9 protein-coding genes are annotated in these 11776 nt (G+C 69.9%); 3 read left to right on the top strand and 6 right to left on the bottom strand.

Annotation, left to right across the window (positions count from 1 at the left end; genetic code table 11):
• The first annotated feature begins 39 nt into the window (after positions 1–39).
• Complete coding sequence (locus ACS5PN_RS15735; RefSeq protein WP_439464920.1) at positions 40–741, top strand: creatininase family protein; 702 nt, start codon at positions 40–42, stop codon at positions 739–741.
• Between the two features lie 165 nt (positions 742–906).
• Positions 907–3159 carry an Ig-like domain-containing protein gene (locus ACS5PN_RS15740; RefSeq protein ID WP_439464921.1) on the top strand — a complete coding sequence of 751 codons (2253 nt, stop codon included), beginning with the start codon at positions 907–909 and terminating at the stop codon, positions 3157–3159.
• A 99-nt stretch (positions 3160–3258) separates the two neighbouring features.
• Here ACS5PN_RS15740 and ACS5PN_RS15745 read toward each other — a convergent pair whose 3' ends face one another.
• Positions 3259–4512 carry a D-alanyl-D-alanine carboxypeptidase family protein gene (locus ACS5PN_RS15745; protein ID WP_439464922.1) on the bottom strand — a complete coding sequence of 418 codons (1254 nt, stop codon included), beginning with the start codon at positions 4510–4512 and terminating at the stop codon, positions 3259–3261.
• Between the two features lie 97 nt (positions 4513–4609).
• Entirely contained in the window at positions 4610–5254 is a 645-nt protein-coding gene (locus ACS5PN_RS15750) for a glutathione S-transferase family protein (protein WP_439464923.1), read from the bottom strand.
• Between the two features lie 201 nt (positions 5255–5455).
• Here ACS5PN_RS15750 and ACS5PN_RS15755 point away from each other — a divergent pair, with 201 nt between their 5' ends.
• Entirely contained in the window at positions 5456–7327 is a 1872-nt protein-coding gene (locus tag ACS5PN_RS15755) for a M61 family metallopeptidase (RefSeq protein WP_439464924.1), read from the top strand.
• Here ACS5PN_RS15755 and ACS5PN_RS15760 read toward each other — a convergent pair.
• Genes ACS5PN_RS15760 through ACS5PN_RS15775 form a run of 4 tightly spaced genes read right to left on the bottom strand, consistent with a single transcriptional unit; the run spans position 7324 to position 11771 of the window.
• Positions 7324–7845, bottom strand: coding sequence for a DUF2894 domain-containing protein (locus ACS5PN_RS15760; RefSeq protein WP_439465569.1), 522 nt, complete (start codon positions 7843–7845; stop codon positions 7324–7326). The two genes, ACS5PN_RS15755 and ACS5PN_RS15760, sit on opposite strands and share 4 nt — an antisense overlap.
• The gene (locus tag ACS5PN_RS15765; protein WP_439464925.1) at positions 7845–8501 is read right to left on the bottom strand and encodes an OmpA family protein; all 657 of its coding nucleotides are present in this window, start codon (positions 8499–8501) and stop codon (positions 7845–7847) included. The genes ACS5PN_RS15760 and ACS5PN_RS15765 overlap by 1 nt, the downstream gene beginning before the upstream one ends.
• On the bottom strand, positions 8494–11097 hold the full coding sequence (locus ACS5PN_RS15770) for a hypothetical protein (protein WP_439464926.1): 2604 nt from the start codon (positions 11095–11097) through the stop codon (positions 8494–8496). The genes ACS5PN_RS15765 and ACS5PN_RS15770 overlap by 8 nt, the downstream gene beginning before the upstream one ends.
• On the bottom strand, positions 11097–11771 hold the full coding sequence (locus ACS5PN_RS15775; RefSeq protein ID WP_439464927.1) for a DUF3348 family protein: 675 nt from the start codon (positions 11769–11771) through the stop codon (positions 11097–11099). The genes ACS5PN_RS15770 and ACS5PN_RS15775 overlap by 1 nt, the downstream gene beginning before the upstream one ends.
• Between the last annotated feature and the right edge of the window lie 5 nt (positions 11772–11776).

Below are 11776 nucleotides of genomic sequence, written 5' to 3' on the forward strand. Positions count from 1 at the left end.
GGGCGCGTCATCGCCTGCGGGCGGCCGGGCGGCGCTGACATGAAGATCGCCGACATGAACTGGATGCAGGTCGAGGCCTATCTGAAGGCCGACGACCGCTGCCTGCTGCCCATTGGCTGCACCGAGCAGCATGCCTATCTGAGCCTTGCCGTCGATGCCATCCTGGCCGAGCGTGTCGCGGTCGAGGCGGCCGAGCCACTGGGCGTGCCGGTCTTCCCGGTGCTGCCCTTCGGCATCACGCCCAGCTTCATGAGCTACCCGGGCACCGTCACGCTGAAGGTGGAGACCATGGTGCGTGTCGTGCAGGACCTGCTCGACAGCCTGGACCACCAGGGCTTCCGGCGCATCCTCATCGTCAACGGCCATGGCGGCAACCAGCCTGTGGCCGCGGTCATCGGTGAGTGGATGGCCGCGCATCCGCGCACGCGCGTGCGCATGCACAACTGGTGGAGCGCGCCCAAGACCATGGGCTATGTGAAGGCCCAGGACCCGCAGTCGGCCCATGCCTCGTGGATGGAGAACCTGCCGTGGACGCGGCTGGCCGGCGTCACCCAGCCTGAAGGGCGCAAGGCCCCGGTGGACTACCAGCGCTATGCCGTGCTGCCGCCCGATGCGGCGCGCGATCTGGCGGGCGACGGCAACTTCGGCGGCGCCTACGAGAGGCCCGACGCCGAGGTGCTGGAGATGTGGCGCATCGCGGTCGAGGAGACGCGGGCCCTCATCGAAGGGCCTTGGGCTTAGGGGCCGGTCGCAGCGATTGCGAACGCTCGACATGCCCACGGCTTGAAGGCGTCAGGCCGGCGGTGAGCCCGGTCGAAGGCGAGAAGTCCTGAAGGCAAGGCTCTGTTACGGATTGAACGGAGCATCTGAACCAGAATCCGCTCGTCACAAGGGATGGAGAGCTCGATGAGCCCATGGTTGCGCGCGGCAGCTTCGTTATTGCTAACGGTTTTTCTGGCGGCATGTGGTGGGGGTGGCGGTGACAGCACGCCACCCAAGCCCAACACCGCGCCGACGGTCACGGTGGGCGCGGCGCAGACGGTGCTTCTGGGTACCGCCGTGCAGGTCACCGGCACGGGAATGGACGCCGACGGCGACGCCATCACCTATGCGTGGACAGTCAGTTCCAAGCCCGACGGCAGCGCGGTCACGTCCGCTTCGCTCACCGCGGCAGCCACCGACAAGGCCGGCTTCGTGCCCGACGTGGCCGGGAACTATGCGCTCAGCCTCGTCGTCAGCGACGGCAAGGCCAGCAGTGCACCCGCGCTCGTGACGGTCACGGCCCAGGGCGCGGACAAGCTGGCCATCAGCATCAGCGCCGCCGAACCGCTGTCCGGAGCGGTCACGCTGTCGCTCACGGGCCCTGCGACGGGCCCGCAGGTCAGCTGGTACGCCGACCTCAAGGCGATCGGCAACGGCGCCAGCGTGACCTGGGACAGCAGCACGGCCACCAACGGCCAGGTCCAGTTGCTCGCGCGCGTGCCGCTCGCGGGCGGCGGCAGCGTTGACGTGAAGCGCAACGTGATGGTGTCCAACGCCAACATCACGCTGAGGACGCTCAACGTGCTTGACGGGCCTTTCTCGGGGCCGTTCGATATCTACATCCGCGCCGATTCCCCCAATGGCATCGCCAGCGTCACCGGTCGTGTGGACGCTACGGTCATCGGCACACTGACCGCGCCCAATGCCTGCTTTGACGGCGGCGGATGTACCGGTGCCAACAATGCCTACCGTTTCCGGATCGACACCAACGCGCTGGGCTCGGGAGCGCACACGGTGACCTTCGTTGCGGTGGACGGGCAGGGGTTCGGCAAGCAGGTCGTCTTGAACCTGCAGTTCGACAACGTCCCGGTTCTCACGCTGACCGAGCCGCTGGATGGCAGCTTCGTCTACGACACGCTGAAGATTTCCGGCCAGGCCACGTCCGACAAGCCAGGTGCCGTCAAGGTCGATGTCAAGCTGGGCGACCTCCCCATCATCCAGGCCACGGGCCCGACCTTCAGCAGCAACTACGACGTGTCGGGGCTGACGCCGGGCACTTACAAGGTGACCGTGACGGCCACGGACAGCGCGGGCAAGCCCACAACGGCAGAGCGGCAGATCGTGAAGTCATCCAGCGCTGCGCTGGTCTACTCACCCATCCTTTCGATCGGCGCGGGCGGGCGCCTGCTGGCGGCGGATGGCGATCGGGTGCTTTACAAGACCAGCGACAGGGCCGTCCATCTTCGCGACACGGCGGCGGGTACCGACGTGGCCCTGCAAGGGGTGCCGGACGATCCCACCAACTCGGCCAAGTGGTGGTTCGTCGATGGACGTGCCTACACGACGATCACCGTCAGCGCCGCCTGCCCGAAGGGCTGCGTCTATCAGTGGGACACCGATGCAGCAGTGAAGGAGCTCAACGCGGGCAATCCGTGGGCCATGGTCGCTGGATACCCGTACAACCTGGTGGTGCGTTCGGGCTATGTGCTGTGGGCGAACGGGACGAGCAGCTTCACGCTCTATAACGTCGCTGCTGGGACCTACCGGCAGGTCAAGCCGGACCCCGCAACGTCGATCAACCCCTCGGGCTTCGACATGACCATGGTCGGTGGCGTGCCCAACGTGTTCTATTCGGGCAACTCGGGCGACGCTGCCAAGGGGTTCGACACCTACCGCTGGTCCGCCAACACCGGCACGGCCGTCGACCTGTCTTCGGGCGGCCAGAACGATCTCGAACTCGCGTCCGATGGGGTGAGGGTGGCCTGGATACAGGCGCCGCTGGGCAACGCCTCGAGCCGCCAGACCCTGGTGGCCGCGCCGGTGGCCGGAGGCAGCATCACGACGATGTCGACCAAGCTCACCGACCTTCCGACACTGAAGGACGGGGTGCTTGCCTGGCGCGAGGCTTCGCAAGGGGGCGATGCCGACACCCTCAAGGTGGCGACGGCTTCCGCGACGAGCACGTTGAAAGCTGGGGTTCCCGGTACGTACCTCTGGGCCAACGAGGCCGGCTACGTTTTCTACGAGACCGCGGGCAAGCTCTACTACTGGAGCGCCCAGCAGGGCACATCGACGCTGCTTGCGGACACGTCCGCCTATGGGGCCGTGTCATCGGGCAAGACCTTCTACTTCCTGTCCGGCCCTTCGAACCTGCTCTTCAAGGTGAAAGCGAACTGAAGCCCACGCAATCCGCCTGGCCCCGACAACCGTCGCCGACCCGAAGCCGACGCCGTCAACGACGCGCCTGAGCCGCGTTGTTGACGATCATCCAGAGCCTTACTTCGAGAACCAGCCCGCAATGCGCTGGCGCAGGCGCTCGAAGAAGCCGGCGCGCTCGACATCGGCGAGCGCAATGACGGGGGCCTCACCCAGGGGCTTGCCGTTGGCCGTGGCGACGATCTTGCCGATCACGGTGCCCTTGGCAATCGGCGCCTCGAGCACGGGGTTCAGGGAGACCGACGTCTGCACGGCGGCCGCCTGGCCCTTGGGCACCACCAGCGTCCAGGCCTGTGCAAGGCCGGCATTCACCGTCGGCGCCACGCCGTAGGTGACCTTGGCGCTCGCCAGCGTCGCACCGGCCTGCGCAGGGGACGCTTCCTCGAAGTTGGCGTAGCCCCAGTTGAACAGCACGCGGGTCTGGTCGGCGCGGGCCTGCTTGCTGTCGGCGTTCATGATGACCGAGATCAGGCGCATGCCGTTGCGCTTGGCCGATGCCGTCAGGCAATAGCCGGCTTCGTCCGTGTGCCCGGTCTTCAGGCCGTCGACCGTGGAGTCGGTGTACAGCAGGGCATTGCGGTTGCCTTGCTTGATGCCGTTGTAGGTGAACTCGCGCTCGGCGTAGATCGGGTAGTACTCGGCGCTGTTGCGGATGATGGCGGCCGCCAGCACGGCCAGGTCGCGGGCCGAGGCCTTGTTGTTGGGATCGGGCAGGCCGGCCGCGTTCGCGAACTGGGTCTTGCTCATGCCCAGCTTCTTGGCCTCGGTGTTCATCATCGCGACGAAGCCGGACTCCGAGCCGCCGATGTGCTCGGCCAGGGCCTTGGAAGCGTCGTTGCCGCTGGCGATGACCACGCCGCGCAGCATGTCCATCAGGGACGCCTGCGCGTTCAGGGGCACGAACATGCAGCTGTCACCGTCCTTGCCGCCGCGGCACCAGGCGCTCTCGCTCATGGTGACCTTGTCGTCGGGCTTGAGCTTGCCGTTCTTGAGTCCCTGCTCCACCAGGTAGCTGGTCATCATCTTGGTCAACGACGCCGGCGGCAGCGGCTCGTCGGGGTTGGACGAGGCCAGCAGCTGCCCGGTGTTGAAGTCCATCAGCACCCAGGCCTTGTTGGCGAGGACCGGCACCGATTGCCCGTTGGCGTCGGTGGTCATCGCGGGTTCGGCGGCGGCGGCCTTGTCCTTGTGTTTGTGTGCAGCGGCACGCGGCTTGGCGTGCGGGGCGCTGATGGCCGCAGTGGGCGCGGTGACGAGGAGGGCGCTGGCCAGGGCGACGGGAAGCAGGGCGGCAGAGGAGAAGCGGGAAATCATGGAGAAAGATGCGTTTTCAGGGGGCGACAGCCGGACGCATGTTAGGCCCCGGGCCCGTCGGCCTCGTAAGCGCAGCTTTACAACCAGTCAATACCGGCTAGGGAATGGGCGGCAGCTCCGGCGCCGCCAGCCCTTCGAAGGGGTCGGCCCAGGCCGGCAAGGCCATCAGCCTGTCATGCCAGGCCTGCAGGGCTGGGTAGTCGCTCAGCGGCAGGCGGGCCACGTCGTTGTAGGGCAGGAAGACGCCCATGCGGAAGTCGGCGTACGACAGGCCGCTGGCCAGCAGCCAGTCCTGTTGACTCAGGTGGGCATTGAGGATGGAAGCGGTCTCGTGGAAGCGCTCGATGCCGCGCGCCACCGTGCCTTCGTTCAGGGCGCCCAGGCTGTAGCGCAGCTTGGTGCCGCGCTCGAAATGCACCATGTCGCAGGCATGCATGAAGTTGTCGCGGCTCCAGCTGACCCAGCGGATCATGTCCGGCAGCTCCGCTCCCGCGCGCCAGAAGTCCGAGCCCACCAGCTGCGACAGCCGGCAGGCGATGGCATCGGCCTCCCACAACGAGCGACCATCGGTCTCGACCAGGATGGGCACGCGCAGCGAAGGGTTCAGCGGCTTGAACTTGTCCGCCTGACCGGGGGCCAGCGGTGCGGCGAACTCATACGTCACCGGCGCGTTCAGATGTTTCGCCGCGGCGACGGCCAGGCGGGGGTTGGGGTTGCGCGAGAAGTAGAGGGTGGGCTTCATGGCTGGCAGCGTTGTCATCGGGCGCTGCGCAGTGTCTTCAAACTCGCCCTGCAATTCAACCGGCGAGTTAGGCCCGTCGGGTCGCACGCTCCGCATGACTTTGGGACGGCCGCCCCGGTCTGCTTAGCATCGCCGCTGGTCGAACAGGCGCACAGAGGACGCATGATTTCTGGAATCGCTCTGCGCTGCAGAAGTTGGATGGTGTGGGCCTTGCTCCTGGCCGCCGCGAATGGCGCCCTGGCCCAGGCCAAGGTGCCTGCCATCGGGGACGCGCGCTTTCCAGGCGTGATCGGCCTGGCGGTCGATGCCACCGACCTGACCCACAAGGTCTTCCATGTCACGCAGCGGATTCCTTTGCAGGCCGCGGGACCCGTCACCCTGCTGTACCCGCAATGGCAGGTCGCCAGCCATGCGCCCACCGGGCAGGTCGGGCGCGTCGCGGGTCTCGTGGTGCGATGCGATGGGCAGCCCCTCGCGTGGACCCGTGATCCTGCGAACCCCTTTGCCTTCCACGTGCGTCCCCCCGCCGGCGCCAAGGCCCTGGACGTCACGTTCACCTATCTGTCGCCACGCGCCGGCAATCTGGCCATGAGCCGCCACATCGTCAACGTGGGCTGGTCCAACCTGCTGCTCTATCCGGCCGGGTTTGCAGCGCAGCTGATGGCGGTCGCGGCCCAGGTCAGGCTGCCGGCCGGCATGCAGTTCGCGTCCAGCCTGGACGTGGAGGGCCGTGACGGTGACGTCGTGCGGCTCAAGGCCACGTCGCTGGACGCGCTGGTCGACTCGCCGTTGATCGCGGGCTTGCACATGCGCTCCCTGTCGCTGTTGGATCGCCCCGGCGCGCCGGTCATGCTGGACGTGTTTGCGAACCAGGCCGAGGACCTGGCGCTCACCGACACCGCCATCTCCCCCTTCCGCCATGCGGTCGCGGAGGTGCAGAAGATGTTCGGCGCCAACCGGCGCGAGCCCTACCGCTTCCTGCTGGTGCTCGACGAGCGCATGGGCGGTCCCGGTGGCATCGAGCACCGGCGTTCCACCGAGGCCTTCATGCCGGCCAACTATTTCGCCCGGCCCCAGGACAACCTGCGCAACCTGGACCTGGCCGTGCACGAGTACATCCATTCGTGGAATGGCACCCAGTTCCTGCCCGCCGGCATGCACCAGCGCAACTTCAACGAGCCGCTGCAGAACTCGCTGCTCTGGGTGGATGAGGGGCTGACCCAATACCTGGGCAAGGTTGCCGCCGCGCGTGGCGGCATGCGCACGCTGGAACAGGCCCTCGACGATCTCGCCATCGATGCCGCACGAACGCAGCAGCAGCCGTCGCGGGCCTGGAAGCCCCTGCGCGACAGCGTCTACGACCCCATCACCATTTCCGGGCGCGGCATTGAATGGCCGGACTTCACCGGCAAGAAGGACTACTACGTCGACGGCGTGCTGCTCTGGCTCGCCGTCGACCTGGAGATCCGCGCGCAGACGGCCGGTCGCAAGAGCCTTGATGACTTCCTGCGGCTGTTCTTCGCGCCGCGTGCGGACGCTTCTGCAGCGGTTCACACCTACACCGAAGCCGATCTCTACGCCGCGCTCAACCAGGTATCGCCCGGCGACTGGAAGCGCTTCTTCGACGCGCGCCTGGACGCACGGGATGGCGCCGCGCTGGTCAGTGCCCTGGAGCGCGGCGGCTACCGGCTGGTCTACACCGACGCGCCGACCGAGACCTACAGCCAGGATGCGCTGGACCGTGGCGTCGACGACCATGTGTTCTCGCTCGGCCTGTCCGTCGGAAAGGCCGGCCTGTTGCGTGCCGTGCGCTGGGACGGCCCGGCGTTTCGCGCGGGGCTGACGACGGGCGCAAGGCTGCTGCGCGTGAATGGCCAGCCCTATGACGCGCCGGGCTTGAAGGCTGCCGTCGCGTCCGGCAAGCCGGTGGATCTTGAAGCCGAGATCGAGGGGGAGCGCGTCGAGGTTCGCATCGAAGCCAACCCGGGCCTGCGCTACCCGAGGCTGGAGCGCATCCAGCCGGGATCCGCCGTCATCGAGGCGATCTTCACCGCAGCGCCGGCACCCCGCTAGCGCTTGCGAGCGGCTGGCTTCTTGGCCGCCGGCCGCGCCGGCTTCTCTGCATCGGCCGCCACCTGCAGCGGCGCCAGGGCCGCCAGGGCCTCCATCTGCGTCAGCAGGTGCTGCAGATAGTCGGGCGACAGGCCCTGCACCTGTTGCAGCGCACGCGCCACCAGCACCTGGCTGTTCAACGGACCCAGGTGTTCGGGCACCGGCGCGCTGACCTCGGCCAGGCGGCGCGTCAGCCGCAGGGCGGTCCAGGTGCGGCGGTGGACCTGCACATTGCGCAGCTCGGGGTGGGCTTGCAGTTCAGCGAGCAACGCTGTCAGTGGGCTTGTGGTGTTCGCCACCCGGCGCACGGGCAGAGGCGCGGGGTTGGCCTCGGCGCGCTGCAGCAGCTTTGCAACGAGCCGCTCTCGTAGCGGACCCGGTGCCTGGGCGGACGCGCGCCGCGCCAGCGCCTCCAGCACGCGGCGGCGTACCGGATCGACTTCGGCGCGGGCCTGCACCCAGGCGACCGGATCGACCATCACGGCGCGGAGGCGGCCATGGCCCGCTTGGGCCGCGGCGTGGGGGCGATCTCGACGCGGCGGTTCAGGGCCCGGCCGGCCGCGTCGTCGTTGGAGGCCACCGGCTGCTGCGGCCCGAAGGCGGCGGCGAAGACGGCGTCGGGCGGCAGGCCCTCGGCCATCAGCGTGCGCGTGACGGTCAGGGCGCGCTGGGCCGACAGCTCCCAGTTGTCGCTGAACTTGGTCCCGCCCTTGCCGCTCAGCATGCCGCGGTCGTCGGTGAAGCCGCTGACCATCAGGATCTCGTCGCGCTGGCTCAGATAGGTGCGCAGCGGCAGGGCCAGGCTCTTGATCAGCGCGCGGCCGTCGGCGTGCAGTTGGTCCGACCCGATGGCGAACAGCACCGCGCCGCTGATGCCGATGCGGCCGTCCGACAGCGTGATGCGGCCGTCCGCCAAGGGCCCGGCTAGGGCGCGCTCCAGCGCCTCGCGGCGGGCCTGCTCGGCCTGGCGCTGGGCCACCTCGGCCTCCAGCTTGTTGGCCAGGTCCAGCTGCCCGACCAGGGCTGCGGCCAGCACCAGCACGAAGGCGCCCAGCACGCCGGCCATCAGGTCGCCGAAGGCGGCCCAGGCGGGCGCACCCACGCCTTCCTGTTCGATCTCCAGCGGCTCATCCATGGGCGGTGGCCCCCTGCAGCGCGTCCAGCATCTGCTTCTGCGAACCCAGGCAGAGGTCGATGACCTCACGCGCCTGGGCCACGTAATAGCCCAGCTGCTCGTCGCTGCGCGACATGGCGGCGCCCAGGCGCTCTTCCAGCGCAGCCAGGTGCTGCACGAGCTGCGCGTTGGCGCCCTGGAACTGTTCGACGGCGACGCCGAAGCCTTCGCCCAGGCTGCCCATCTCGGCGGCGCTGGCGGCCATCGTCGTCGCGGCTTCGGAGAGGGTCTGGCCGGTGGCGCCGGCCTGCTCCGAGAAGCGCTGGCCCAGCGCTTCCAGCTGCGTGGCGGAGTGGCCCACCAGGGTCTGCACCTGTTGGGCGGCGCCGGTGGTCAGCGCGTTCACATGGGAGGCCGTGCCGTCCAGCAGCGCGGTCACCTGGGTTGCCGCACCGCCGATCAACGCCTCGACCTGCGAGCCGGCGCTGCCCAGCAGCGTGTCCAGCGCGGCGCGCTGTTCGCCGGCCGCCTGCTGCAGCGAGGCCAGCAGCGTCGACACCGTCTGCATCAGCTCGGCGCGCTCGGCCAGGGCCGCGCGGTCCTGGGCCTGGCTCTGCGCCAGCTGCTCGCGCAGCGCGGCGACCACCTCGACGGCGGCGCGCGGCGCTTCACCCGCGGCCTGCAGCAGGGCGCCGGCTTCGCTCAGCGTGGTCTTGGCCTGGGCCTCGGTCTGGGCGACCAGCTCGCGGGTGTGGCTCAGCAGGCCGTCGGCCAGCTGCTGCTGTTGCGCCAGCTGGGTGGCACCGGCCGATTGCAGCTCGCTGCGCCAGGTGGCCAGGCGTTCGGCGTCGTGGGCGGCGTGGGCCGATTGCAGCTGCGTGTGGGCTTCGGCCAGGGCCGTGACGGCGGCCTGGGTCTGCGCAGCGAAACCGGCGGTCAGCTCGGTCAGCGCTTCCTGGGCGCGTTGGCCGCTGGCGGCCAGCAACTGCTGGGCGGCTTCGCGCTGGGCCACCAGCAGTTGCTCGTTGGCGGTGCGTTGCTGGGCCAGGGCCTCGGCCTCGGCGCGGGCCTCGGCACGTGCCTGCGCGTCCAGCTCGGCCTGCAGGGCGGCATGGCGGGTCTGGGTGTCGGCAATGCGGTCCAGCAGGTCGCGGGTCTGGGCGGCGAAGCCGGTGGTCAGCTCGGTCAGCGCGTTCTGGGCGCGGACGCCGCTGTCGGCCAGCAGCTGTTGCGCGGCCTCGCGCTGCGTGGACAGCAGGGCTTCGTTGGCGGCGCGCTGCTGGTGCAGGGCTTCGGTGTCGGTGCGCGCTTCGCTGCGGGCCTGGGCATGCTGCTCGGCGATGCGGTCCAGCAGGGCCCGCGACTGGGCGGCAAAGCGATCGGCGGCGTCAGCCACGGCCTGCTGGGCGGCCGCGCGCTGTTCTGCCAGCGCGTCGATCTGGCCGCGCAGCGTCGCCGCGCGGGCCTTGTCGGCCTCGGCCTGGGCGGCGAGCAGGGCCTGGGCTTCGGTGGCCCAGCGTTCCCCCAGCCGGTCTACGGCCTGCTGCGTGCTGGCAGAGGTGTCAGCCAGCAGCTTCAGTGCCGCTTCGCGCTGCTGGGCCAGGCCTTCGGTCTGGGCCTTGGCGGTGACCTCGCCCTGTTGGGCGATCTGGGCCACGCCGGCCTCGAAGCGCTGGCTCAGCGCGCCGAGCTGGTCGGCCACCTGCGTGCCCACGCGCTCATGCAGGGCCGCGGCCTCGCGGGCGATGCCGGCCATGGCGGCTTCGGCGGCGGGCTGGATGGCGGCGCCGGCCAGGCGGGCGCTCTCGGCCAGGCTGTTGCGCAGCGTGGTGTCCACGCTGGCGGCGAGGGCCGTGTAGGCCTTGCTCGTTTCGCCATGGAATTTGTCGTTCTGCGCGGCGAGCTGGTCTGCCATCTGCTTCGCGTACTGCTGCAGCTGGGCGACGAGTTCGAGCTGGCGCTGCTGGGCCGCTTCGGTGGCCGCAGCCTCGGCGGCCTGCTGCTCCAGCGCGCGGCGGTGCGCGGCCGTCAGCGGGCGCAGCTTGCCGAGCAGGGCGGTGTCCAGATGCGCGGCCACGGCGGCGCGTTCGCGGCGAGCCAGGGCCACCATCAGGCCCAGCATGGCCGAGCCCGTCACGCCGGCCACGCTGGCGCTGAAGGCCAGGCCCAGGCCTTGCACGGGCGCGCCCAGTGCGTTGCGCAGCGCAGCCAGGTCGGCCGTCTGGCCCAGGGCGCTGGCCGTGCTGCTCAGCGTGATGACCAGGCCGATGAAGGTGCCCAGCATGCCCAGCAGCACCAGCAGGCCGGCCAGGGCCGGCGCCAGCGACAGGCCCGGCAGGGCCACGCGCAGGCCGTCCAGGCGCTGCTGCACGGCGGCGCGCAACGTGACAGGCAGCTTGGCGATGACGTCATCGGCGTCCAGCGCCGCATCCAGCTCGCGGCTGGCGCGGCGGAAGGCTGTCAGCTCCCATACGCCAACGGCAAAGAAGGCCGCGATCAGCAGCGTCATCGCCAGCGCCACCGGGTGGTGGCGCGAGGCGGCCACGGCCGCGCCGGCGATGCCCGCGAGGCCGGCGGCCAGGGCGAGGGGGTAGAGGGCGTTCAGGAAGCGATTCATCAGCATTCAGCTTGATGCAGGGCCTGGATCAGGCCCTGCACCGGTTGCAGTCTCAGGTCCAGCTCGGCCCGCAGTGCGCGCTGCAGGTCGGCCCAGAAGCGGGCGCGCCAGCGGCGCGGGTCGGCGGCGTGGTGGGTCTCGGCGCGTTTCGTCAGCAGCGCGGGCAGGCCGGCCAGCAGGGAACGCTCCTGTTCGACGATGGCGCGCTCGAACACGGCGTCCAACTGGGCCAGGCGGTTCAGAGCGCCCGAGGCCTCGGCCAGGCGCGGCCGCAGCCGCTCGCGCAGTGTGGCGACGCGGGCGGCCATGCTGCGCTGCTGTTGGGCGTGGTGCAGGCGAAAAGGGGCCAGCAGATCGGCCAGCGGCATGCCTTCGGGCGCCATCTCGGCGGCGTCGCGCGCCAGCAGCGCGTCGTCGAAGGCGGCCGTCAGCTCGGATTGCAGGCGATCCAGGGCCGCGTCGGCCCAGTCACGGGCCTCGCGGCCGGCCGCGGCGTTGGCGCCAGCGGCCACGGGTGTGGCCAGCAGCTGCGACAGGCCGATGGCCTCGGCCCAGCCCAGCCAGCCGCCCAGGCGCTCCGCCACGGGGCGGGCCGGCGGCGGCGCGACGCCCCATTGCAGCAGCAGCCGGGCCAGGGGCTCGGCGGCGGGAAGCTGCATGGGGAGGACTTGCATGGAGG

Origin of the sequence: Roseateles sp. NT4, from assembly GCF_051857475.1 — a bacterium.
Classification (GTDB): domain Bacteria; phylum Pseudomonadota; class Gammaproteobacteria; order Burkholderiales; family Burkholderiaceae_C; genus Pelomonas.